The organism is Cyanobium gracile PCC 6307 (genome assembly GCF_000316515.1).
Classification (GTDB): Bacteria; Cyanobacteriota; Cyanobacteriia; order PCC-6307; family Cyanobiaceae; genus Cyanobium; species Cyanobium gracile.
On record NC_019675.1, the window covers coordinates 3,169,942 to 3,192,680 of the forward strand.

General features: G+C 68.5%; 20 protein-coding genes. 10 read left to right on the forward strand and 10 right to left on the reverse strand.

The features are described from left to right. Positions 1 to 58 precede the first annotated feature (58 nt). The 6 genes from ychF (at position 59) to CYAGR_RS15415 (ending at position 6,938) form a co-directional block, all read left to right on the forward strand. The gene (gene ychF, locus CYAGR_RS15390; RefSeq protein WP_043327419.1) at positions 59 to 1,150 is read left to right on the forward strand and encodes a redox-regulated ATPase YchF; all 1,092 of its coding nucleotides are present in this window, start codon (positions 59 to 61) and stop codon (positions 1,148 to 1,150) included. 9 nt (positions 1,151 to 1,159) lie between these two features. Further along, the gene (locus CYAGR_RS15395; protein ID WP_015110768.1) at positions 1,160 to 2,050 is read left to right on the forward strand and encodes an NAD(P)-dependent oxidoreductase; all 891 of its coding nucleotides are present in this window, start codon (positions 1,160 to 1,162) and stop codon (positions 2,048 to 2,050) included. A gap of 62 nt (positions 2,051 to 2,112) precedes the next feature. Next, positions 2,113 to 2,832: an ABC transporter ATP-binding protein gene (locus CYAGR_RS15400; protein ID WP_015110769.1), complete on the forward strand. Its 720-nt coding sequence runs from the start codon at positions 2,113 to 2,115 to the stop codon at positions 2,830 to 2,832. Between the two features lie 20 nt (positions 2,833 to 2,852). Continuing rightward, on the forward strand, positions 2,853 to 5,465 hold the full coding sequence (locus CYAGR_RS15405) for an ABC transporter permease (protein WP_245552547.1): 2,613 nt from the start codon (positions 2,853 to 2,855) through the stop codon (positions 5,463 to 5,465). Further along, positions 5,462 to 6,670, forward strand: coding sequence for a lipocalin-like domain-containing protein (locus CYAGR_RS15410; RefSeq protein WP_015110771.1), 1,209 nt, complete (start codon positions 5,462 to 5,464; stop codon positions 6,668 to 6,670). The genes CYAGR_RS15405 and CYAGR_RS15410 overlap by 4 nt, the downstream gene beginning before the upstream one ends. A 34-nt stretch (positions 6,671 to 6,704) precedes the next feature. Further along, entirely contained in the window at positions 6,705 to 6,938 is a 234-nt protein-coding gene (locus CYAGR_RS15415; RefSeq protein ID WP_015110772.1) for a hypothetical protein, read from the forward strand. On the opposite strand, the gene CYAGR_RS15420 is transcribed toward CYAGR_RS15415, so the two are convergent. Further along, positions 6,912 to 8,135, reverse strand: coding sequence for an MFS transporter (locus tag CYAGR_RS15420; RefSeq protein ID WP_245552548.1), 1,224 nt, complete (start codon positions 8,133 to 8,135; stop codon positions 6,912 to 6,914). The genes CYAGR_RS15415 and CYAGR_RS15420 overlap by 27 nt on opposite strands. Between CYAGR_RS15420 and CYAGR_RS15425 the strand changes: the two genes are divergently transcribed. Further along, complete coding sequence (locus CYAGR_RS15425; protein WP_015110774.1) at positions 8,123 to 9,703, forward strand: alpha/beta hydrolase; 1,581 nt, start codon at positions 8,123 to 8,125, stop codon at positions 9,701 to 9,703. The two genes, CYAGR_RS15420 and CYAGR_RS15425, sit on opposite strands and share 13 nt — an antisense overlap. Positions 9,704 to 9,731: 28 nt before the next feature. Here the strand turns inward: CYAGR_RS15425 and CYAGR_RS15430 are convergent, their stop codons facing one another. The 3 genes from CYAGR_RS15430 to CYAGR_RS18590 form a co-directional block, all read right to left on the reverse strand. Then, positions 9,732 to 10,751: an ABC transporter permease gene (locus CYAGR_RS15430; RefSeq protein ID WP_015110775.1), complete on the reverse strand. Its 1,020-nt coding sequence runs from the start codon at positions 10,749 to 10,751 to the stop codon at positions 9,732 to 9,734. Beyond that, positions 10,748 to 12,373 carry an ABC transporter substrate-binding protein gene (locus CYAGR_RS15435; protein ID WP_015110776.1) on the reverse strand — a complete coding sequence of 542 codons (1,626 nt, stop codon included), beginning with the start codon at positions 12,371 to 12,373 and terminating at the stop codon, positions 10,748 to 10,750. The genes CYAGR_RS15430 and CYAGR_RS15435 overlap by 4 nt, the downstream gene beginning before the upstream one ends. 62 nt (positions 12,374 to 12,435) lie before the next feature. Next, entirely contained in the window at positions 12,436 to 13,218 is a 783-nt protein-coding gene (locus tag CYAGR_RS18590) for a hypothetical protein (RefSeq protein WP_015110777.1), read from the reverse strand. Between the two features lie 131 nt (positions 13,219 to 13,349). Here CYAGR_RS18590 and CYAGR_RS15445 point away from each other — a divergent pair, with 131 nt between their 5' ends. Further along, positions 13,350 to 14,180, forward strand: coding sequence for a hypothetical protein (locus tag CYAGR_RS15445; protein ID WP_015110778.1), 831 nt, complete (start codon positions 13,350 to 13,352; stop codon positions 14,178 to 14,180). A gap of 1 nt (position 14,181) precedes the next feature. On the opposite strand, the gene CYAGR_RS15450 is transcribed toward CYAGR_RS15445, so the two are convergent. Together CYAGR_RS15450 and CYAGR_RS15455 are read right to left on the reverse strand one after the other, a co-directional pair. After that, positions 14,182 to 15,012 carry a hypothetical protein gene (locus CYAGR_RS15450; RefSeq protein WP_015110779.1) on the reverse strand — a complete coding sequence of 277 codons (831 nt, stop codon included), beginning with the start codon at positions 15,010 to 15,012 and terminating at the stop codon, positions 14,182 to 14,184. 92 nt (positions 15,013 to 15,104) lie between these two features. After that, the gene (locus CYAGR_RS15455; protein WP_015110780.1) at positions 15,105 to 16,409 is read right to left on the reverse strand and encodes a homoserine dehydrogenase; all 1,305 of its coding nucleotides are present in this window, start codon (positions 16,407 to 16,409) and stop codon (positions 15,105 to 15,107) included. A 701-nt stretch (positions 16,410 to 17,110) separates the two neighbouring features. Here CYAGR_RS15455 and CYAGR_RS17440 point away from each other — a divergent pair. Beyond that, positions 17,111 to 18,358, forward strand: coding sequence for a 3-oxoacyl-[acyl-carrier-protein] synthase III C-terminal domain-containing protein (locus tag CYAGR_RS17440; protein ID WP_015110781.1), 1,248 nt, complete (start codon positions 17,111 to 17,113; stop codon positions 18,356 to 18,358). Between the two features lie 100 nt (positions 18,359 to 18,458). Here the strand turns inward: CYAGR_RS17440 and CYAGR_RS15465 are convergent, their stop codons facing one another. From CYAGR_RS15465 to CYAGR_RS15470, 3 genes are all read right to left on the reverse strand, one after another. Continuing rightward, positions 18,459 to 19,565: a methyltransferase gene (locus tag CYAGR_RS15465; RefSeq protein ID WP_015110782.1), complete on the reverse strand. Its 1,107-nt coding sequence runs from the start codon at positions 19,563 to 19,565 to the stop codon at positions 18,459 to 18,461. Positions 19,566 to 20,053: 488 nt separating this feature from the next. After that, positions 20,054 to 20,287: a hypothetical protein gene (locus CYAGR_RS18595; RefSeq protein WP_156818494.1), complete on the reverse strand. Its 234-nt coding sequence runs from the start codon at positions 20,285 to 20,287 to the stop codon at positions 20,054 to 20,056. A gap of 74 nt (positions 20,288 to 20,361) precedes the next feature. Continuing rightward, complete coding sequence (locus tag CYAGR_RS15470; protein ID WP_156818495.1) at positions 20,362 to 20,658, reverse strand: hypothetical protein; 297 nt, start codon at positions 20,656 to 20,658, stop codon at positions 20,362 to 20,364. Positions 20,659 to 21,366: 708 nt separating this feature from the next. On the opposite strand from CYAGR_RS15470, the gene CYAGR_RS18600 reads away from it, so the two are divergent. Further along, positions 21,367 to 22,092: a hypothetical protein gene (locus tag CYAGR_RS18600; RefSeq protein WP_156818496.1), complete on the forward strand. Its 726-nt coding sequence runs from the start codon at positions 21,367 to 21,369 to the stop codon at positions 22,090 to 22,092. A gap of 186 nt (positions 22,093 to 22,278) precedes the next feature. Here CYAGR_RS18600 and CYAGR_RS15475 read toward each other — a convergent pair whose 3' ends face one another. Further along, complete coding sequence (locus tag CYAGR_RS15475; RefSeq protein WP_015110784.1) at positions 22,279 to 22,722, reverse strand: SufE family protein; 444 nt, start codon at positions 22,720 to 22,722, stop codon at positions 22,279 to 22,281. Positions 22,723 to 22,739: the final 17 nt, after the last annotated feature.

Genomic DNA, 22,739 nt, shown 5'->3' on the forward strand with positions numbered 1-22,739 from the left:
GGGTTGTGGATGGCGGGTGCCCGAAGGGCCCCGTCCGGGCGCCCCCTACATTTCCCCCATGCTCAAAGCCGGAATCGTCGGACTGCCCAACGTGGGCAAGTCGACCCTCTTCAACGCCCTGGTGGCCAACGCCCAGGCCCAGGCGGCCAATTTCCCCTTCTGCACCATCGAGCCCAACGTGGGGGTGGTGGCGGTTCCCGACGAGCGCCTGCAGAAACTCTCCGATCTCTCCAGTTCCAAGGAGATCGTGCCGACCCGGGTGGAGTTCGTGGACATCGCCGGGCTGGTGCAGGGGGCGAGCCAGGGGGAGGGGCTCGGCAACAAGTTCCTGGCCAACATCCGCGAAGTCGATGCCATCGTCCACGTGGTGCGCTGCTTCGAGGACGATGACGTGATCCACGTCTCCGGCAGCGTCGACCCGGTGCGGGACGCCGAGGTGATCAACCTGGAGCTGGGGCTGGCGGATCTGGCCCAGATCGAGAAGCGGCGGGAGCGGCTTAAGAAGCAGATGCGCACCAGCAAGGAGGCCGCCGCCGAGGACGGCGCCCTGGCCCGGCTGCAGGCGGAACTGGAGCAGGGCGGTGCCGTGCGGCGGGTGACCCTGACCGAGGAGGAGCAGTCCCTGGTGCGCAACCTGGGCCTGCTGACCGGCAAGCCGATCATCTATGCCACCAACGTCAGCGAGGACGACCTGGCGGAGGGCAATGCCTGGGTGGCCGCCGTCGAGGACCTTGCCGCCCGGGAGGGGGCCGAAGCGGTGCGCATCTCCGCCCAGGTGGAGGCCGAGCTGGTGGATCTGGCCGCCGAGGAGCGGGCCGACTATCTGGCCGGGCTGGGGGTGAGCGAAGGGGGCCTGCAAAGCCTGATCCGCGCCACCTATCGCCTGCTGGGTCTGCGCACCTACTTCACCACCGGCGAGAAGGAGACCCGCGCCTGGACGATCACCGCCGGCATGACCGCCCCCCAGGCGGCCGGGGTGATCCACACCGATTTCGAGCGGGGCTTCATCCGGGCCCAGACCATCGCCTACGCCCAGCTGCTGGAGGCCGGCACCCTGGGCGAGGCCCGCAACCGGGGCTGGCTGCGCAGCGAGGGCAAGGAGTACGTGGTGGCCGAGGGGGATGTGATGGAGTTCCTGTTCAACGTCTGAGGGCGTCCGTTGTCCCTGTCCGTCGGTTTCATCGGCCTGGGGGCCCTGGGCGCGCCGATGGCCGCCAACCTGCAGGCGCGGGGTTTTCCGCTCACTGTCCACAACCGCCGCCGTGATCGGGAGATGCCCCTGGCCGCCGCCGGGGCCCGGCGGGCGGCCACGCCGGCGGCGGCGGCCCAGGGCGCCGATGTGCTGGCCCTCTGCCTGAGCGACGACGCGGCGGTGGCGGCGGTGCTGCTGGGGGAGGGGGGCGACGTCGCCGACGCCGCCCTGGCCGGCCTGGCGCCAGGGGCCCTAGTGGTCGATTTCTCCACCATCGCGCCGGGCACCTCCCGGGCCATGGCCGATGCCCTGGGCGGGCGCGGCGTGGCCTACCTGGATGCGCCGGTCACCGGCGGCACCGAAGGGGCCCGGGCCGGCACCCTCGCGGTGCTGGTGGGGGGAGCGGCCGCCGACCTGGAGCGGGCCCGGCCGGTGCTGGAGGCCGTGGGCCGAACGATCACGGCGATCGGTCCGGTGGGGGCGGGCCAGGGGGCGAAGGCCGTCAACCAGGTGCTGGTCGCGGGCAGCTACGCGGCGGTGGCCGAGGCCATGGCCCTCGGGCAGCGGCTCGGCCTGCCGATGGAGGAGGTGCGGCAGGCGCTGGTGGGTGGGGCCGCCGGCTCCTGGGCCCTGGAGCACCGCGCCGGCGCCATGCTCCGGGGTGAATTCCCGCTCGGGTTCCGGCTGCGGCTGCATCGCAAGGATCTGGCGATCGCCCTGGAGGCCGCCACCGCGGGGGGGCTGGAGCTGCCGGTGGCCGACCTGGTGGCGGCGATGGAGGACGACCTGATCGCGGCGGGCCACGGCGACGAGGACGTGTCGGCCCTGGCCCGCTGGTTCAACGCCCGCTCCCGGTGAGCGACGCGGGCTCCCTACCTTGGTGCGGCTCCTGTGGTGGTGGCCGCGAGGCCGTTGGCTGAATGCCTGATGCGTCACCGGCCTCCGCGATCGAACTGCGGGGGCTCAGCAAGCGGTTCCAGGAGGGGGAGAGCGAGCGGACGGTGCTGCAGGCCGTCGACCTGACCATCGCCCCTGGCCAGTTCGTCGTCCTGCTGGGCCAGAGCGGCAGCGGCAAGAGCACCCTGCTGCACCTGATCGGCGGCATCGACACCCCCTCCTCCGGCAGCGTGGCCATCGGTGGGGTGGAGCTCACGGGCCTCGACGAGCGCAACCGCACCCTGTTCCGCCGCGACCACATCGGCTTCATCTTCCAGTTCTTCAATCTCATCCCCACCCTCTCGGTGCTGGAGAACGTCACCCTGCCCGGTGAACTGGCGGGCCGGCCCCGGCCGGCCCTGGAGGCCGCCGCCCGTGATCTGCTCGGCCGGGTGGGGCTGGCCGACCGGGCGTCCACCAGGCCCGACCGCCTCTCCGGCGGCCAGCAGCAGCGCGTGGCCATCGCCCGCGCCCTGCTGCACCAGCCCCTGCTGATCCTGGCCGACGAGCCCACCGGCAACCTCGACGAACACACCGGCGAGCAGGTGCTGGAGCTGCTGATCGACCTCACCCGCCAGCAGGGCCGCACCCTGATCATGGCCACCCACAACGGGGCCATCGCCGCCCGGGCCGACCGGGTGCTGCGGGTGCAGGAGGGCCATCTGCTTGAAGCGTCCGCCCCGGCGGCTGCGGTGCCGGCATGAGCCAGGGGGATGCACCGCCCGTGGTCCGCAATGGGCCCCTGTGGCGCCTGGCGGCCCGGCGCTGGCGTCGGCGTCCGCTGCAGTACCTGCTCTGCATCCTGGGCATCGCCCTGGGGGTGGCGATGCTGGTGTCGATCGATCTGGCCAGCGGCTCGGCCCAGCGGGCCTTCTCCCTCTCCACCGATGCCATCACCGGCCGCACCAGCCACCGCCTGGTGGCGATCGGGCCCGGTGGCGTCCCTGACGCCACCTTCGTCGCGCTGCGCCGCCGCTTCCCGGAGATTCCCGCCGCGCCAGTGATCGAGGCCTACGGCAGGGCCGAGGAGCTGGACGGAGAGCTGCTGCGGCTGGTGGGGGTTGACCTGTTCAGCGAGGCGCCCTTCCGCGGCCTGCTGGGCGGTGATGGCGATGGCCAGGTGGGCGGCGGCCAAGCAGGCGGCAGGGGCTTCGTGCCCTTCCTCACTGAGCCCGGCACGGCCGTGATCGCTTCCGACACCGCCGCGCGCTACGGCCTCCACCCCGGTGCCGCCGATGCCTCCGGCACCCTGCACCTGGATCTGGGCGGGCGGACATCGGCCCTGCAGCTGGTGGGCAGCGTCAGCAGTGATTCGGCCCTCGAGCGCCGCGGGCTGGAGTCCCTGCTGCTGGTCGACATCGCCACCGCCCAGGAGCTGCTGGCCCCCGCCGGCGTCGGGGCGGCCCCTGCCCTGGGCCACATCGATCTGATCCTCGAGGGCCCCGCCCAGGAGCAGGCCATCCGCTCCTGGCTGCCCGCGGGGCTGAAGCTGGAGACGGCGGCGGCCCGCGGCAACGCCGTGCAGCAGATGACGGCCGCCTTCGAGCTCAACCTCGCCGCCATGAGCCTGCTGGCCATGGTGGTGGGCATCTTTCTCATCTACAACACGGTCACCTTCAGCGTGGTGCAGCGCCGCGGCCTGTTCGGGGTGCTGCGCTGCCTGGGGGTGACCCGGGGCCAGCTGTTCACCCTGATCCTCGGGGAGGCGGCCCTGTTCAGCCTGGTGGGCTCCCTGCTGGGCCTGGCGCTGGGGGTGGTGCTGGGGCGCGCCGTGGTCGGCCTGATCACCCAGACGATCAACGACTTCTACTTCGTGGTCTCGGTGCGGCAGATCAGCCTGTCGGGGTTCACCCTGGCCAAGGGGATGGTCGTGGGGGTGGCTTCGGCCCTGCTGGCCTCAGCCCTGCCCGCCTGGGAGGCGATGGCCACACCGCCGCAGATGACCCTGCAGCGCTCCAGCCTTGAGGCCGCCTGGCAGCGGCTGCTGCCCTGGTTTCTCCTGGCGGCCCTGCTCAGCGGTGGCCTGGGGGTGCTGCTGCTGCGCTGGGACAGCCGGGACCTGGTGCCCGCCTTCGCCGGACTGTTCGCCCTGCTGATGGGGGCCGCTCTGCTGATGCCGCCGGTGCTGGTGGCCGCGATGGAGGTTCTGGGCTGGTCCAGCCGGGGCCTAGGGGTGGTGGCCCGCCTCGCCCCCCGCGACATCCTGCGCTCCCTCAGCCGCACTGCGGTGGCCGTGGCGGCCCTGATGGTCGCGGTGTCGGTGATCGTGGGGCTCTCGATCATGATCGGCTCCTTCCGGGGGACGGTGGTCACCTGGCTCGACCAGACCCTCCAGGCCGACCTGTTCGTCTCCCCCCCGAGCACCACGGCCAACCGGGTGCTGGGCAAGGTGGATCCCGCCGTTGTCTCGGCCATCGCCGGCCGCTCCGACCTGCGGGCCATGGTCACCTTCAACAGCTTCGACGTGCACTTGGTCGACCAGGACCGGGACATCACCCTGATCGCCGCCGGTGGTGACGTCTCCGCCGGCCGGCGCCCCTATGCCTGGGTCCGCCCGGGCGTCGACGACCCCTTCGCCGCCCTGGCGGCCAGAGAGGGGGTGATCCTCTCCGAGGCCGTCTACCTGCGCGATGGCCAAGGTGCGATCCCCGAGCGGGTCCGGCTCGAAACCCCTGACGGCGAGCGGAGCTTCCCGGTGGTCGCCGTCTTCTACGACTACTCCTCCGACCGCGGCAGCGTGCTCATGGACCGCTCCCAGGTGGCGGAGCTCTGGCACGACGACAACGTCGCCTCACTGGGACTGTTCCTGGCCCCGGGGGTGGCGCCCGAGGCGGTGGCCGCCGAGCTGCTGGAGGGCTTCCGCAGCCGCCAGAGCCTGCTGGTGCAGACCAACGGCGCCCTGCGGCAGGGGTCGCTGGAGATCTTCGATCGCACCTTCGCCATCACCGGAGCCCTGCAGCTGCTCACGGTGCTGGTGGCCTTCATCGGCATCTTCAGCACCCTGATGAGCCTGCAGCTGGAGCGGGGCCGGGAATTCGCTGTGCTGCGGGCCGACGGCATGACCCCCCTCCAGCTGGGGCGCCTCACCCTGCTGGAGACCGGCTTGATGGGCCTGCTGGCGGGAACCTGCTCGATGCCCCTGGGTTACGGGCTGGCCTGGGTGCTGGTGCATGTGATCAACGTGCGCTCCTTTGGCTGGACCCTGCAGATCGCCCTGGAGCCCCGCTTCTTCCTCCAGTCCCTGCTGGTGGCGGTGGGGGCGGCACTGCTGGCGGGTCTTTACCCGGCCCTGCGCCTGGGCCGCATGAACATCAGCGAGGCCCTGCGGCAGGAATGAAGCGCCCCCATCCTCTGAGCACCCTGCTGGCCCTGCTGGCCGTGCTGCTGCTGGGCCTGGCCGGAGCGGCCCCGGCCGGGGCCAGCAGTGGGATCCGCTGGGGGGAGGCACCGGAGCCCGAGGGATTCGTTTCTGCCTTGAGCCCGCGTCACTGGCAGTTCCCCGCCGACTTCGGCCCCCATCCCGAGTACCGGACCGAGTGGTGGTACTACACGGGCAATCTGGAGGGCGACGACGGACGCCCGTTCGGCTACCAGCTGACGATCTTCCGCCAGGCCCTGGCCCCCGACCTCCCAGATGCCCCTGCCGCCGCTGCCCCCGCAGCCCCCGCTGAGCCTGGGGCTACGGCCATGAGCGCCGGCTCCCGCTGGCGCACCCCCCAGGTCTTCTCCGCCCATTTCACCGTCAGCGACATTGCCGCCGGTGCCTTCCTCCAGGAGGAGCGCTTCGCCCGCGGCGCCCTGGGGCTTGCCGGCGCCGAGGCCGACCCCTATGCCGTCTGGCTCAACGACTGGCGCATCAGCGCCGAGGGGCCCGACCGGGTGCGGCTGCAGGCCGTCACCGACGCCATGGCCATCGATCTGAACCTCACCCAGAGCCGCCCCCCGGTGCTCCAGGGCCAGGACGGCCTCAGCCGCAAGGGGCCAGAGGCCGGCAACGCCTCGCACTACTACTCCCTCGTGCAGCAACCCACCGAGGGCACGGTGACGGTGGCGGGCCACCGCCATGCCGTCCACGGCGTCAGTTGGAAGGACCATGAGTTCTCCACCAGTGTCCTCAGCCCCGGCACCGTCGGCTGGGACTGGTTCTCCGCCCAGTTCGAGGACGGCTCCGCCCTGATGCTTTACGGCCTGCGCCGGGAGGACGGCGGCAAGGAGCCCTTCAGCGGCGGCCGCTGGATCGACGGCGACCACGACGTCGAGCTTGGCGCCGATGACTACGTGCTCACGGTGAAGCGCACCTGGCGGAGCCCCCACAGCGGTGCCACCTACCCCGCCGCCTGGACGCTCACCATTCCACGGCTGGACCTGGAGCTGGCGATCACGCCGCAGATGGCCGACCAGGAGCTGACCACGGCCTCGGCCACCTACTGGGAGGGCGCGCTCCGCTACGAGGGCCACGGCGGCGAGCGGCCGCTGCGGGGCCGCGGCTATGGCGAGCTCACCGGCTACGTCGACCGCCTCGATGGCCTGCGCGGTGGGTGATCGGCGAGGATGGCCCCAGCAGGAGCGAAGGGCCATGGCAGCAGCGGACCATCCCGGGACCCCATCCCCCCCCTCGGCGGAGTCTGGCGACGCCGCCGGCACGGCCGCCGAGCATCCCCATAACTTCGAGGTCCAGAAGGAGATCCACCGCCGCATCCGCAACGATCCCGATTACGACGACTGGGAGTACGGCACCGAGCCCCTGCCCCATGAGGCCTGGGTGGAGCGGCAGGCTGCCGCGTCAGGGGAGCGCCCGGCGGGGGCCTAGGCCTCGCACCAGCAGCAGTCCCCCCAGGCAGGCCACGCCCATCAGCAGCCAGAGACCGGCCCCATGGCCCTGGCCGTCCAGCAGCCGGCCGGCGAGCAGGGGGGCTGCGAAGCCGCTGATGGCGAAGCACTGGGACAGCAGCGCCAGGGCCAGGCCCTGGTGCTCGATCGGGCTGCGTTCCACCACCGCTTCGGTGGCGGTGGGCAGGAAGCAGGCCATCCCGAGGGCCAGCGGCAGCTGGGCGAGCAGCAGCAACCCCAGCCCCCGTTCGCTGAAGGCGGATCCCGCCAGCAGCAGGTTGCCGGCCGCGAAGCTGACCAGGCTGAGATTGAGGCCCGTCGCCACCGGCCGGCGGGCCAGGGCCTGACCCACCGGCCACTGGAGCCCCAGCAGCAGGGCCAGCTGCAGGCCGATGGTGAGGGCACCGAGGCTCACCGGCAGGGCGCGCCGCTGCAGGCTGCCCCGCACCAGCTCCAGGGGCAGGGCGCTTTGCATCAGGGCCGGCATCGCCGTAGCCAGCACGGCCACGGCCAGCAGCGGCAGCAGGCCAGGCAGCCAGGGGCCCCAGGGGCTGGGGTGGGCCAGCCGCTCCCTGGGCCTCGGATCCGGTAGCTCCCGGCGCGACAGCAGCAGCAGCAGCACCAGCATGCAGCCGATGTCCACGGCGTAGATGCCGCGCAGCCAGCCCCGCCAGGCGAGCACCGACCCCAGCAGGGCCCCGGCGGCGATGCCCAGGGCATCGGCGCTGCGCATCAGGGCGAAGGCCCGGCCCGAGGGCACCGGCGCGCAGCAGAGCGGCACCGCCAGCTCGATCGCCGGCCAGTAGAAGCCCACCGCCATTCCAAGCAGCACCTGGCCCTGCAGGTAGCCGCCGAAGGAGCCGGCGCCCATCAGGCGGGCGTCGCCGGCGATGGCCATCAGGGCCGCCAGCAGCACCGGAACGACGCAGTTCAGACCCCGATCCAGCAGGAGACCGCTGAGGATCCGGCCGAGGGTGCCCGCCAGGGCGGCCAGGGCCAGCCCTTCGGTGACGCGGCCGGCGCTGAACTGGGCCTGGTGGAACACCATCGGCGTCAGATAGAGCACGCCGCCCGCCCCGAGCATGGTGATCAGGCGGATCAGGGCGAGATGGCGCAGGGCTGCTGGAAACTGGGTGAACCAGGACCGCGCCCTGGCCCTCCCCTGTGCCTGTTCCACTCCGCCTTCGTCCGTTCAAGGGTCTGCTGGCCAGTCTGCTGATCGCCGGGCCGGCCCTGGCCGGGCCCGTTGCCGCGGCGGAGGTGCTGGAGCTGCGCTTCGATGGCCTGGAGCTGCCGGTGAACCTCGAGCAGCTCGACGGCTGGACCCGCACCCCGGCCGGCCGGTCCGGCGGCGGGGATCTGGCGGTCTGGCTGGATCTGCTCGACCCCCGCAGCCGCCAGGACCTGAAGATCCTGCTGCGCGCCCCCCTGCTGCGGGACACCAGCTTCGGCCAGCAGCTGCTCGACAGCTGGGCCGGCAGCCAGATGATGGCCCGCCTCGGGGACCTGCTGACCACGGCCGACGGCCGCAGCACCACGGCGGTGCTGCAGACGACGCTGCGCCGGCTGCTGGAGTCCCGTCAGGACGTCTCCACCATCGGCCTGCTGCGGGCCCTGCCGGTGCAGCGGCTGAGCCTCCAGCTCGACGGGCTCTACGAGCTGGCCGTTCAGTGGCGCCAGCAGATCGACCTGCAGCGGCAGGCGCTGCGGCGCCTCCAGGCCCTGGCCCTGCCGGAGCGCCGCACCGTCCCCCTGGCCTTCGCCGATCGCAGCACCCTGAGGCCCCGGCGGCTGGGGCTGGCCGTGGGCCACCGCCAGCAGCCCCTGCCGCTGGAGGTGTGGCCGGCGCCACCGGCAGCCCCCCGGCGGCCGTGGCTGCTGATGATGCCCGGCCTGGGGGGCAATGCCGACCAGTTCGGCTGGCTGGCCAGCGAACTGGCCGAACGGGGTTGGTCGGTGGTGGTGGTGCAGCATCCCGGCAGTGACGGCCCCGCCCTCAAGGCCGCCCTCGACGGCCAGCGGCCGCCGCCGGGCGCGGAGACCCTGGCCATCCGGCTGGCCGACGTCGAGGCGGTGCTGGCGGCCCAGCGCCGGGGCGAGCTGCCGGTGCGGGGCCATGGGGTGGTGTTGCTGGGCCATTCGATGGGGGCCCTCTCCGCCCTGCTGGCGGCGGGGGTGGTGCCGGAAGCGGGCCTCGCCGAGCGCTGTCGCAAGGCCCTCGACCGCCTGCCGATCGCCAACCCCTCCCGGCTGCTGCAGTGCCAGCTGCCCAGCACCGAATTGCCGAAGCGCCCCTCCCCCCCCGCCGACCTGCGGGGGCTGGTGCTGCTCAACAGCTTCGGCAGCCTGCTCTGGCCCCGGCGGGGCCTGGCGTCCCTGGGGCTGCCGGTGCTGATGGTCGGCGGCAGCCTCGACCTGGTGACGCCGCCGCTGGAGGAGCAGCTGCGCCTGTTCCTCCAGGGCAGCGATCCCCGCAGCCGGCTGGTGATGGTGGAGGGGGGCAGCCACTTCTCCCCCGTGCGGCTGATGCCCACCGATGAGGTGCTCTTCCGCCTCGATGACGAGCTGGTGGGGGTGGACCCGGCCCGGGTGCAGTCGGCGCTGTTGCGCCTCACCACCGAATACCTCCAGACCCTGGAGCAGCCCCTGCTGCTGCCGGCCCAGCGGCGGGTGCAGCAGGGGGTGACCCTCGACGTGCTCGACGCCGCCGCCGCCCGGCGCTGGAAGGCCGGGCTGCAGCCCTGACCTACCAACCGCGGCCCCGGCCCGGAGCTCAGAAGCGGATGCGCGGATCGAGCAGGGCCACCAGCACGTCCACCAGCACGGTCACCAGCACCACCAGGGCCGCCACCACCACCACGATCCCCTGCACCACCGGATAGTCGCGCTGGGCGATCGCCTCCTGCAGCCGGAAGGCGATCCCGGGCCAGGAGTAGGTGACCTCGATGAGCAGGGCGCCACCGATCAGGGAGGCCACCGTGATGCCCGTGATCGTCAGCACGGGCAGCAGGGCGTTGGGCAGGGCGTGGTGCAGCACCACCCGCCGCTCGCTCAGGCCCCGGCTGCGGGCCGCCTCCACGTAGTCGGAGCCGAGCGCACGGCGCAGATTGAGCCGCAGGGCGTTGGTGAAGATGCCGCTGAGCAGCAGGCTCAGGGTGGCCGCCGGCAGCACCAGGTGGCGCAGGCTGCCGGCCAGCTGGCCCCAGTCGCCGGCGCGGAGGCTGTCGAGCAGGTAGAAGCCCGTGCCTTCCGGTGGCATCAGGGTGGCGGGGAAGCGTCCCCCCACCGGCAGCCAGCCCAGCCAGACGGAGAACACCAGCTGCACCACCATGGCGGCCCAGAAGGGGGGCAGGGCGTAGGTGCTGATGCCGTAGAGCCGGCCGGCCAGATCGATGCGTCCCTCCGGGCGGGCGATGCCGCTGAATCCCACCGCCAGACCCACCACGGCCGCCAGCAGCAGGGCCACCACGCCGAGTTCCAGGCTGGCGGGCAGGCTCGCCTGGATGATGCCGGTCACCGGTTCGCCGTTGGTGAGCGACGTGCCGAGGTCGCCCCGCAGCAGATGGCCGAGGAACCGGCCGTACTGCTCGGGCAGGGGCAGATCCAGACCGAGCTGGGCCCGCAGGGCGGCGCGGGCCGCCTCCGGGGCGCGGGTGCCGAGCAGGGCGTCGATCGGATCACCGGGGGCCACCCGCAGCAGCAGGAACACCAGCGAAGCGATCAGCCAGAGCATCACCGGGGCCAGGGCCAGGCGCGAGGCCAGGTAGCGCGCCAGGTCGGAACGGCGGCTCATGGCACCCGGGCCGCGGCGGCGGCGGGGAGACGGCGCAGCTCGCCCAGCATCACCCGGCCGGACCCGTCGAAGCGGGGCCGGCTGATGTCCGGCCGGCCCCAGGCCACCGGCGCGCTCAGCCACACCGGCACATAGGGGCTGGCGGCGGCGACCCGGCGCTGGATGGCCACCAGCAGGGCGACCCGCTCGGGGCCGTCCAGCTGGCTGCTGCGCTGCAGCTCCGCTTCCAGCCCCGGGGCGGTCCAGAAGGTGCCTCCCAGGACGCTGTTGCCCTCCAGGCAGCGGTCCCCCTCGGCCTTGCTGCAGGACAGCAGCGGCATCAGGAAGTTCTCCGCATCGGGGTAATCGCCGACCCAGTCGTAGAAGAGCATCGTCAGGGCGCCTTTGTCGAGCTGGGAGTAGGCGGTGGTCGACTCCATGCCGCTCACCTCGAGCGTCACGCAGTCGCCCAGGTCCCGGCGCAGCTGGGCCTGCCAGGTGAGGGCGAACAGCCGGTCGGTGGGGATGTCGGAGCGGTAGGTGAAGGGCAGGGTCAGCACCCGGCCCCCGCAGTACCCGGCCTGGCGGTAGAGGGCGCGGGCCCCGGCGGGGTCGTAGGCCGGCCAGGCGGTGGGATCGGAGCCCGGCAGGTCGGGGGGGACCAGCTGCCGCTGGGGGGAACGCAGCCCCAGGGTGACGCGCCGCACGATGGTGGCCCGATCGAGGCTGCGGGCGACGGCCTGGCGCAGGCCGGGCCGGTTCAGCGGTGGCTGGTCGGTCAGGAGCGAGACGAGGCTGATCTCCTGGGAGGGGCCGACGGCCTGCCGCAGACGGCCGGCCGCGGCGTCCCGCTTCAGGGCCTGCTGGTGGTCGATCTCGAGGCCGGTGCTGAGCAGCAGGTCCACCTCGCCGCTGCGCAGGGCTCCGAACAGGGCGGTGGAATTGCTGAGGGTGACCAGGTCGATGCCCCCGTTGGCCGGGCGCCGGCCCCAGTAGCGGGACCAGGGCACGAGCCGCTGCTGCTGGCCGCCGAAGAAGGCCAGGGCGTAGGGGCCGGTGCCCACGAAGCGGTCGTTCAGGGGCTTGTCCCGGTGCTGCCGGTAGGCAGTGGGGGAGACCGGGGTCAGGAAGATGGCGCTGAGCAGCCGCGGCAGCGGGCTGAAGGGGCGCTTCAGCACCAGCTCGATCTCGTGGGGAGCGGTGACCCGCACGCTCGCGACCCGTTCGCTCAGCTGGTAGCCGAGGGTGCCGATCGCCATGAAGCGCCGCAGGGAGAAGGCCATGGCGGCGGCATCGAAGCGGGTGCCGTCGTGAAAGAGCACCCCCCGCCGCAGGGGGATGCGGGCCCGCAGCCCATCGGGGCTCAGCCGCGGCAGGGCCGTGGCCAGCCGGGGCTCGATGCGGCCGCTGGCGTCGATGGCGTAGAGGGGGTCGCCGAGACCGCTGAGCACCTGCATCACGCCGATCCGGGAGGCCTGGACCGGATCGAGGGAATCGATGCGGCTCTTGGTGGCCACGACCAGGGAGCGGCGCGATCCCGATGGCTGGCAGCCCGTCAGCAGCGGCAGGGCCAGCAGCAGGGTGGCGAGGGCGGCGGCCGTCGCCGCCGGCCCACGGCGTGTTGTCCCCCTGGTCGTCGGCAAGACCCTGCGATCCGGTGGGGCCCATTCAAGCGGCCTGTCCAGCGCGTCCCCGACGGCGGAGCTCAGGGGGTCCGTCGGTTGCTCCTGGGGCGCCGCCCACGCAGGATCTCCAGCTGTCGGATCAGCTGCTGGAGCAGGGTGAGGGACCTCCCCGGCCGTTGGGCGCCGGCAGCGAAGGCGGCGGCGAACCCCACCGCGGCGATGCTCACCCGTGCCACCCCCTGGCCGAGGGCCCAGACGTCGGTGGGGGCGGGCCCGCCGAGCCGGCCGGAGGCGCGGGTCTCCGTCTTCTGGAGTTCCTCGAGCAGGCTGCGCTTCAGCTCGTTCAGGGGCAGGCTCAGGGCCGCCGGGGGCAGTTGGGGCCGGGGGGCCGGGAGCCGCGAGAAGCGGGCCTGCAGGTCCTCCGGGCTGGTAGCCGCCTCGATCGCCTGGCGAATCAATGTCACCCGCTCGCCGAGGACGTTGCGCTGCATCGCCTGGGCGCCCTTCGCCTGGGAGAGGACGCGCCAGGTGGCAAAGCCCTGCAGGGGCACCAGCAGCAGGAAAGCGAACACCACGACGATGGCCCACTGGCGGGCGATGGCCAGCTTCGCCCGCAGGAAGCCGTTGGTGGGTTCGATGAAGAGCGCGAGGTGCAGCAGCAGAAACCCCAGCAGGGCCAGCAGCGAGGTGTTGACCATGCGGTTGGTGAACCGCAGCTGCCAGGCCGGACTCAGAAGCTGGAGGGGCATGGAGTCAACCAGGACGAAAGCCAGGAAGACCAGCAGCAGGCCGCCACCGCTCCAGGCGAACAGGCGGCTGAAGCCGGCGATCGTCTCCTCGCGGCTGGCGGAATGGTCAGGCATCCGTGCTCCGGGCAGGACAGGGTGGTGCGGGCTGGCCAGCGGCCCAGACCTTAGGGGGTCCCGCCCGTGAACGGCACCTCCTGCAAACCTGAAAGCGAGCTGATAGAATAGTGAAACCTTACTGATTGTTTATGGTGCGCTTCCTGGGGTCCGGTGCCCTCGGTCTGAGCCGTTTCCGCCCTTCCGTCCATTTCGGTCCTCCCGTCGTCCTGCTGAGCTGTCTGCTGGCCAGCACCGCCGCCCCGGCGGGGGGGAACCATGAGCACCAGGCCCTGGCGGAGCTTCAGGAGCTGCGCGAGCTGCTGGTTCCCGGCTTCGGCCGAGGGCTCGAGATCCCCATCGGCGTCGGTGGCCTCCCCCTGAACGATCCCCTCACTGGCAAGGTCGTGCCCTCCACCCAGCGTCTCTCCGGCTTCAGCACGCCTTCCGGGAAGGGCACCATCATCGACGGTTTCGTCATCCCCACTGGCTACTTACCCGCTCGACCCGGCGCCGTCCCCGTCCGCGGCGGCTTCCGCCCGACGACTCCCCCAGCCGTCGGGCGGGGCGGGACGGCACCGACACCGCCGACGCCGCCCACCCCGCCGGTCGGCAATGGCTTTGAGAACGTCTTTGACGGGGTACCCGGCCCCCCGATTTTGCCCCGGATGGTTCCTGCCGGTCTCCTTCCCGGGCGGCAGGCCCCCTCCCCTGATCCGGTGATCGTCCTAACGAACGATCCCATCGAGGAGACTCCCGGCCCTGCGGAAGACGACGGCGTGTTCGAGACGGCCCTGCTTCTCCCGGCCCCGGAGGCCCCCTCGGGTGAGCTGCCCGGCAACGGCCCCACGGTGCAGCCCGATCCCGCCAGCGACGACCCCGACGCCCCGGCCTCGGTGCCCGGACCCCTGCCCGTGGCCGGGGCGGCCATGGCCTGGCGATGCAGCCGTCGGCTGCGGCAGCGCCTGCGACAGGCGTGTTGAATCAGTGTCGCCGCGGTCGCCTGCGACGCCGGCCGAACAACGACTGGGTCCAGCCTGAGATCCTGTCCTGGAGGGTCTGGGGGGAAGATTTCAACTGGGCTCCGGCGGCGAAGCCGATGAAGAAGCCGATCGAGGCCACCATGGTTTTTGCGGCGCTCTGGAGGGCGGCCCAGATCTGGGTCGGAGCTGTCGTGCTGGTGATGCGGTCGACGTAGAGATTCTGAGAGCGGGCGAGATTGTTAAGGATGGCTTTCTTGACTTCGGCGAGGGGCCGAGAGAAATCCTCCGGCGACAGCTTGAGACGACCACCCTCCAGCTGAGACAGCTTCTGCTGCAGGTCCGCGGTGCTGGTGGCGGATTCGATGACCCGCTTCAGGGGCGCCACTCGCTGGTTGGACTGCTGGATCTGGGCCTGCTGGTTGGCCTTGGCCTCGTTGTAGGCCTTCCAGGTGGCGAAGCCCTGCAGGGGGATCAGCAGAAGGAAGCCGATGGCCGCAGCCATCGCCCACTGCCGCAAGGTGAGCAGCCGTTGGCGGATGCGGATGTTCGCCGGATTGAGGATCGCCGCGAGGTGCACGCAGGCGAATCCGACCAGTGGAATCGACGACAGCGAAAGGATCAGGGCCGTGAAGCGCAGCTGCCAGCTGGGATTCAGCAGCTGGAAGGGCAGAGCATCCACGATGGCGTAGCCCAGGAAGACGATGAAAAGGCCTGTCCCTACCGCCATCAGCAGGTCACTCCCAGCGATCCGGGCCGCTGTTCTCTCGTCGATGGGTCCATCGTTCGGATCGGCGTCCGGGTCGATGGTCTGACCGCTCAGGGGATGGAGCATCGCTGGCTGAAATCCTGTCGGCAGGACATGGGGGATGGCGCAAAATTAGCTCCCCCAGGACGAACGGTCTCCCGAATCAGTCGATCGGCTGGCTACAGGGTTCTCAGACAGGCCGCCACCGCTTCCACCTCCTCCAGGGCCTTGATGGCGGCGAGAGCGTCACGGAACCGGGCTTCCAGCACTTCGTGGGTGATCGTCACGATTTCGGCGCCCCCCTCGTGGCCTGGGAACTGAACGATCGACTGGATCGAGACCCCGGCATCGCCGAAACAAGTGCCGATCTTGCCGATGACGCCGGCCTCGTCGCGGGTGCGCAGGCGCACGTAGTTGCGATGGCTGGTGCGGGAGCCGTCCACAAGGGTGCAGCGGCGCCAGCGGCTTGCGGCCAGGAGTGGATCAAGGCCCGCCTGGGGCCCACTGACCTTGCGGATGCCGGCGATGTTGAGGATGTCGGCCACCACTGCCGAGGCGGTGGGGCCCGCCCCTGCCCCCGGCCCGTAGAACATCACCCGACCCACTGGTTCCCCTTCCACAAGGATGGCGTTGTTCACCCCATGGACGCCGGCCAGGGGGTGGGACGTCGGCAGAAGGGTGGGATGCACCCGCACGTCCAGCGACGCACTGCCATCGGCGTTGTCCCCCACATGTTCTGCCACGGCCAGCAGCTTCACCACAAAGCCCAGCTGGGCGGCGTAGGCAACATCGCGGGCATCCAGCCGGTCGATGCCTTCGGTGGCAATGCCCGCGCGGGAGACTGTTCCGCCGTAGGCCAGCCCGGCGAGGATGGCGATCTTGTCGGCAGCATCGCCGCCTTCCACGTCTGCGGCTGGATCCGCTTCGGCGTAGCCCAGCCCCTGGGCCTCCGCCAGCACGTCTGCATAGGCCGCTCCCTCATCGGCCATGCGACTGAGGATGTAGTTGGTGGTGCCGTTGATGATGCCGCTCACCCGCTGGATGCGGTTCCCCCCGAGGGACTGCTTGAGCGGCTCGATGATCGGAATTCCCCCACCCACGGCCGCTTCGATCAGCACATAGACGCCATGCTCAGCGGCGGCGGCGACGATCTCCTCGCCGTGGCGGGCGATGACCGCCTTGTTGGCTGTCACCACGGGCTTGCCGGCGGCGATGGCACGCAGGATGAGCGTCCGGGCCGGCTCCAGACCCCCCATCACTTCCACCACGATCTCCACCGCCGGATCGTCCACCACCAGCAGGGGATCGGTGACCAGGCTCCCTGGGGGGAGGGTCACGGGCCGGGAGCGCTGCTGATCCCGAACGGCCACCCGGCGCAGAGCGAGTTCCGCCACCATCGGGTGGCGCCCCTCGGGATTGGTGAGGATGGAAGCCACGCCGGCTCCCACCGTGCCCAGTCCGAGCAGGCCAACACCGATGGTCATGGGCCGGGATCCTGGAAACGTCACATAGTAGAAAGGCTCCTTCCTTGAGCGGCCTGGCACGGTTCCCATAGGAGGGCTGCATCCTTCTTCCCTTAGTCGAGCCAGTCTGCGGCGTCGGGCCAGAACCGCCAAAACGGATCGGGATTTGTTCCTTAGCCATCGCCAGGCCCCCAAGCCTCTGGAGACCTGGGCACCGCCCCTGACCCCAGGCGGCCAGTCAGCTCAGGGGGGTGAGATCGGTAGTGGAGACTACGCTCTTCCGCCTTGCAACCGCAGGATGTCTGACGGAATGCTCAGGAGTTGATGAAGTCAACAGCAGTGGAGCGGGAGCGGAGGCTGAATATCGGATTCTGATTTCTATGCTTAGACGTCACCCATGGGGTGGTCGGTATTCAGGCATCAAAAGTTACTAACTTCGGTGCGGCTGTCGGTGAGTCTTTGACCGGATTGAAAGCTTTATGAAAAGAAACATAGAGAAAGCGTGACTTCTTTGTGTTGCCGCTGAAGCATTAACTAAACATTTATTTGTTAAACAGTGCCGTCTATCTGTGCCAATGGCAAAGCCGCACACTTGACGTTGGGTTCGGTATCCGAGAACATTGTTCACATTCGTTCTGAGGATTGCTCTCCCCATGATGTTCGGTTCTGGCAATCCGAAAAAGTGATTCGGTTTTATCGCTCAGCAATTCCCTTCTCTCCCCATGACCTCAACCCTCTCGCGGCCTCCCGTTTCCGCCCCAGCTCGCTACCCCTCCACGCGGAGCCTCCAGCCGATCCGCCCATCGGCCCCGGCAGCTTGCAGGATCGGAGATTTCCGAATCGTCGATCCTCCCTTTGCCATCCCCCAGGAACAGCTCTTTGGCTTTCTCGTCAACATCTTCTCTCGGGCAGCTGTTGCCCAAGGGGAACACACCAGCATCGAGTCCGCAAGGGCCCTGTACGCAAAATTGTTTGACCGCTTCGGCTGTAGCCCGAGACTTCTTTCGCGTCGATTCACCTACACGGAGGATTTTCTGTTGCCTCCCGAAGAATGGAAGGTATTTGATCCTGAAGATCCTCTCAGCCTGGGCGGCTGGGGACGCCGCCGTGAGGCCTTCAAGCGCTATACCAAGCAGATCTTCGAAGATCTCTTTGCCGGCCAAAGGCAGCCGCCCTCCAATCTCCTGCACGTCACGTGCACGGCCTATGAGTCGCCCAGCGCCCCCCAGCTTCTCGCCAATTCCCAAGGCTGGAACGCCACCCATGTCACCCAGGTGTACCACCATGGTTGCCACGCTTCGGTGCCCGCCCTGCGTGTCGGCTCCGGTCTTGTGGCCAGTGCTATGGCTCAGGGCAGACCGGAGCATGCCTCGGTGGACGTTGTGCACACGGAGCTCCATACCCTCCATGCCGATCCTGTCCGACGAACCCCTGATCAGATCGTTGGCCACAGTCTTTTCGGCGATGGGGTCATTGCCTACAAAATGTGGTCGCCTGATGGCTCAACCCATGGGTCAAAGCGAGCGTTTGAATTGCTGGCTACCCATGAATTCATCATTCCCGATACCAGTGATCTGATGCAGTGGAGCATTGTTGACAGTGGCATGCATATGATTCTGGACAAAGCCATCCCCGACCAGATTGCCCAGCATGTCAACACGTTCGTACACGATCTTTATGAACGTGCTGGCCTAGTGAAATCCCGTGACTTCCCGGGTTCCATTTTGGCCGTGCATCCGGGTGGTCCGCGCATTCTTGACAAAGTCAGGGATGCGCTGAGCGTTACGGAAGAGAGAATGGCGTGGTCACGCAGAATCTTGCTCGAGCGCGGCAATCTCTCCTCGGCGACTGCCCCCCATATGTGGGCTCAGATTCTTTCGGATCACGCCGTCCGCCCGGGCAACCTGATCACCACGATTGTCTTCGGACCAGGGCTCACGGCAGCAGGCGCCATACTGAGAGTGGTTTGAATCCGGAGGCGTGTAGAACGAACCGACTGATTGCGCTGATGGATTCATCGAAAAGTGGTTGGAGATTCTCCAACCACTTTTTTGTGGTTCATGTGGTGAATCAGTCCACCTTCTCTCCAATCAGGATCACTTCATCGCAGGGCAGGGGGACATTGCGAAAGGCCTTGAAGCCGCAGAAGGCCGCAATCTCCCTGAGCTTTCTGGTGCTGTAGAAGCGCCCTTTGCCGCGGGCCAGGGCGAGAAAGTAGATGCCCATCAGGCTGTTGATCAGGGGGCCGCGGCCATGGTCGGAGGTGACGGGTGTGAACACCACCAGTTTCCCCTTCGCGACGAGGGCTTCGCGAGCCTTGGTCAGCAGGCCGCGGATTTCCTCCGGCGAAAGGATATCGATGACATGGGCGCAGAGGATGATGTCGTATCCCCGTGGCAGTGGATCCTTCAGCAGGTCCACGGCCACGGTCTGCAGTCGGGAGGCCTGGGGATGGTGAGAGAACGACTCGCTGGTCCTCTCGATCACCGCAGGAAGATCCGCCACCGTCACCTCTGCATCCGGATGGTGCGTGACGATCGCCATGGCGAGGTCGCCGTCGCCGCCACCGAGATCGAGAATTTTCAGGGGCCCGGCGAAGACGCTGTGCCGGGCGACGGCGTCGCGGTTGATGCTGCTGTAGGCCCGCATGAACTTCGAGAAGATGGGGCCGTTGACCGGATCGGTGGCGACGGCTGCGTAGAAGTTCTGCCGGTCGTGGCCATAGAGCCTTGTGAGGCCTTCCGGTGTTCCATGGCGGACGCTGTCTTCGAGGGACAGCAGGGCGGGTGCGATCACGGAGTCCGAGTAGTCGAGCCAGGAGCGCAGGAAGGAGTCCTTCCTGAGCAGCGGGGTGTAGGCCTGTCGCACCCTCCATCCCGTGCCCTGGCGGGACAACAGACCGGTTCCTGCCAGGGCACGGACGAGGATGTCCACCCCCTCGGGGGAGCAGTGGCAGAGTCTGGCCAACTCCTGGCCATCACTTCCCGGATGCTCGATCAGGGCATCGAGGATGCCGGTGTTGGCCGCCGCCACCAGCGAGCGCTGGGCGAGGGTGCCCGCAATGGTTCGCTCCAGGGGCGCGGGATCCGCCACCAGGCGTTGCAGCAGTCGGCGGAGGTTGCCGATCAGCGTGCGTGCGGGCTGGGCGGTGGCTGGGGTGATCGGAATGGAAATCATCGGTTTTGAAGGCAGCAACAGCGTCCCAAGCCTTTGGGGACCAGGAAGCAGACTGAGAATTGAGAAAATGAATCCTTAACAGGATTATTCGATGCTCCTGAAACTTGCTGGCTTTGGCCTATTTAATTTAGATCTTTCTTGTGACTGAAACTTGAATGCAAAAGGGATGGGAGCATCGGTTTTCCCGGACGATGGATGAAAGCAGAGGGGCTTTCTTCACAGTTGTGGAGCCCAACCCCGTTGTCGAGGACGTGTGCTCCAGCCGAACCGACCATCCCAGTGGTCCATCCCGCGCTGATCCCAGCCATGGCGAGCAGCTTGGCGATGTCATGGGCCACCGCGGCAAGCCCAGCTCTCACCGAGTGGTGGCCGTGGAGCCCAAGCAGTTCAGGATCAGAGTGCGCATCGTGGCCAGCACCGCTGCACCGGGGCCGCCATAGCGGTGAGCATCCTCATGGAGCTGGGCGTCGCGGAGCCATTGGAAGCTTTCAATGCACCAGCGGTGCCTCATCAAATGCGGCAAGGCTTTTGGCGTGGTTCGCGGGCTGGTGAGAAAGAGGGTGCCGCTGGAGGGAACGCTTTCCGCCGCGCTTGCCGCTGACGACCAGTTCGAAAATCCAGCAGCTGCCGCGGCAGGCCTCGGTGATGAAATCAGAAGACTGTTCGGACCTGAGTTTCCAGGTGGTCTCGCGCCCGTGACCATGTTCCGAAACCGTTGCCATGAAAGGGATCTTGCGCGAGTAGAAGAACTGTTCGCTGATCTGGCAATGAAGGGTCCGTGGGTTCCCTTTCACCGTCAAGAGGAAGTCGGCCCCCTGCTCCGTGAGCTGCCGAAAAACGGGTTCTGCGTGTGGAGCGCGTCGGCCTGGATCAAGACGCCTTCCTGATCCACGGTGGAAAGCAGCCCCCGCAGAACCGCTCGCTCGTGGTTCTCGCGGGTGGCATCGGTGGCTTGGGCCATCGCCGCACCGAGAGCCTTGGAGTAGAGGATCACCTGGGCTATGAAGGCCCCGCCACCGCCATCGGTCGCGTCGATGAAGCCTCGCAAGGGCTTACCGTCGCACACCAAACGGATCCAGACCCGTTGAATCATCTGGGATCTCGGCCAGGATCCAGCTCTGCAGCTGCCGGCAGATCTCGGCCCCATCCACCTGTAGGAACAGATAGCGGAAGGTGGAATCAGTGGGGGCCGCCTGATCTCAAGACCCAGCGCCTGGTTCAGCGCAGCGTGATGGCGAACTGCAAAGCGTTCCAGATCCCTCAGGCTCTGGCGGCCGCCCAAGATCCCCAGCACCGCCACCAGGAGCAAAAACCTGGGGGAAGCGCACCCCGCGGCGCATCCGTCCCTCGAGGATCGCCTGCAGAAACCCGATCAGGTCGGCAGAGACATTGGTCAGGAGAAGGTTCTGGCAAAGAAGGAATCCATTCCCGCCGCCCAAGCCAATGGTCGCAGCCCTGCAGAGCGCACCTGTGACGGACCTTCAACCAACCCTGCCCCAGTGCCTGTCCCACCCCGGGGGTCCGTGCATGGTCGAGCTGCCGGGGTCAAGGAGGTCCGCACCACCCACGCCCTCCAAAGCCGATCCCGTTCAAGCGCCGGAGCCGCGTTTAGCCGCTTCCCTGGCCCGGGGCCTTGATCAGACCCCTTGCGAGCCGGACGATCTGGTGGCAGCGGATCGCCTCGGGGCCCCACTGCCGCCCCCTGGGCTGTGTTGCGGTTTTCCAACAGGCTTCCACCGGATTGGTTAAGTCGCCATTCATGCCCTACTATGCGGAAGCTTCGTGCACCGTGACCTCCCCCATGGCACCTACCCTCCAAACGCTCCTGAGAACGAGCGGACCTCTCAAGTTTCTTGTTCCTGCGGCAGCCATCACCGGAGCTCTGACCTTCGGCGCTCCTTCCGCCCACGCGTTGACCGGCTCACTGGCCTTCTCGAATGGAACCAGCGATTTCGCGAGCCAGGTCAACATCGCTGATCCCACTGACACCTTCAGCGTTCTGTTCAACACCCCGGGACCCACGGGTCTTGTGCTGATCAACAGCGCCACGGGCCTGTTCACTCCACCGTTCGCGCCAGCGCCTCCTTCGTCGGTTGATCTTGCCGTTTCATCACCAACGGCAGTTTTTAACTGGTTTGCCCCCGTTGCGCCAGGCGCGGCTCTATACAAACTTGCCAACAATACCGCTTTCACTTTCTCTAACGGTGTTACGGTTGGTATCTTTGGTGGGGTCGACTTCCTTGTGACCCAAGGGCTCGACGGCACTGTGCAGGTTGATGTTACTCAAAATCTTCCCGCTAATCTTACGTCGTTTGTCACAGGTCTTCCTGCTGGAAGCGTGTTCGTGACTGATGGTGCTTTCACCTTCAATGACACCCTCCCGAGTACACCTGGTTCTTATTCTGCACAGGTTGATGTCAGCGATGGGCAGGAGGTGCCAGGACCACTGCCGATTCTCGGCGCTGGTGTGGCCTTCGGTTTCTCCCGTCGTCTCCGCCAGCGTGTGAAGTCGGCCGCTGTCGTCTGAGTCTATTTTCAGTCTCAGCAATTTCTGGTCATCTCGTTTCCAGGCCCTGCCTAAAGAGCAGGGCCTTTTTGATGGGCCGTTGTTCAGCCAACCTCAGGTGTGTCTACCTCTTCGGCTCCCACCACCTCCGGCCAGGCGTTCTGGGAAAGCGACTGATCAACGGAGCAGGACTTTGTCGGCTGGCTTTCAGGATGGGGATTCGGTGGCCGGGCTCAACGCCGCAAGGTCTCTTGCCTGGGCCTGCATCATCCGGAAAATGTTCAGGAATCCGTTGGCCCGTGAGGGCGTCAGGCTGGCCTGCAACCCCGTGGCCGCCAGGAAGGTGGGATCGATCGCCGTCACCTGCTCCGGGGTCAGATCCTCCATCCCTTCCATCAGCAGGGCCAGCAGGCCCTTGGTGATCTGGGCATCGGAATCACCCTGCCAGTGCAGGGTGCCGTTGGCCAGCTGCCCCACCACGTACACCTGGGAGACACAGCCCTTCACCTTGAAGGCGTCCCGCCGGAAGTCCTCGGGCAGAGGCGGGAGCTTTTTGGCCAGCCACAGCACGAATTCATAGCGGCGCCGTGGATCCTGGGTGCTGCTCAGGCGATCCACCAGACGATCGAGGGTCGGACTGCCGTAGCTCATGGGCCGATCCTATCGAT

Bases quoted from the DNA above. Each gene is read 5' to 3' on its own strand.
- ychF (WP_043327419.1), top strand. From the start codon at position 59: ATGCTCAAAGCCGGAATCGTCGGACTGCCCAACGTGGGCAAGTCGACC.
- CYAGR_RS18595 (WP_156818494.1), bottom strand. From the start codon at position 20,287: ATGGCAACGGTTTCGGAACATGGTCACGGGCGCGAGACCACCTGGAAA.
- CYAGR_RS15400 (WP_015110769.1), top strand. From the start codon at position 2,113: ATGCCTGATGCGTCACCGGCCTCCGCGATCGAACTGCGGGGGCTCAGC.
- CYAGR_RS15470 (WP_156818495.1), bottom strand. From the start codon at position 20,658: ATGATTCAACGGGTCTGGATCCGTTTGGTGTGCGACGGTAAGCCCTTG.
- CYAGR_RS15475 (WP_015110784.1), bottom strand. From the start codon at position 22,722: ATGAGCTACGGCAGTCCGACCCTCGATCGTCTGGTGGATCGCCTGAGC.
- CYAGR_RS15450 (WP_015110779.1), bottom strand. From the start codon at position 15,012: ATGCTCCATCCCCTGAGCGGTCAGACCATCGACCCGGACGCCGATCCG.
- CYAGR_RS15430 (WP_015110775.1), bottom strand. From the start codon at position 10,751: ATGAGCCGCCGTTCCGACCTGGCGCGCTACCTGGCCTCGCGCCTGGCC.
- CYAGR_RS18600 (WP_156818496.1), top strand. From the start codon at position 21,367: ATGGCACCTACCCTCCAAACGCTCCTGAGAACGAGCGGACCTCTCAAG.
- CYAGR_RS15445 (WP_015110778.1), top strand. From the start codon at position 13,350: ATGGTGCGCTTCCTGGGGTCCGGTGCCCTCGGTCTGAGCCGTTTCCGC.
- CYAGR_RS15455 (WP_015110780.1), bottom strand. From the start codon at position 16,409: ATGACCATCGGTGTTGGCCTGCTCGGACTGGGCACGGTGGGAGCCGGC.
- CYAGR_RS15465 (WP_015110782.1), bottom strand. From the start codon at position 19,565: ATGATTTCCATTCCGATCACCCCAGCCACCGCCCAGCCCGCACGCACG.
- CYAGR_RS15410 (WP_015110771.1), top strand. From the start codon at position 5,462: ATGAAGCGCCCCCATCCTCTGAGCACCCTGCTGGCCCTGCTGGCCGTG.
- CYAGR_RS15415 (WP_015110772.1), top strand. From the start codon at position 6,705: ATGGCAGCAGCGGACCATCCCGGGACCCCATCCCCCCCCTCGGCGGAG.
- CYAGR_RS17440 (WP_015110781.1), top strand. From the start codon at position 17,111: ATGACCTCAACCCTCTCGCGGCCTCCCGTTTCCGCCCCAGCTCGCTAC.
- CYAGR_RS18590 (WP_015110777.1), bottom strand. From the start codon at position 13,218: ATGCCTGACCATTCCGCCAGCCGCGAGGAGACGATCGCCGGCTTCAGC.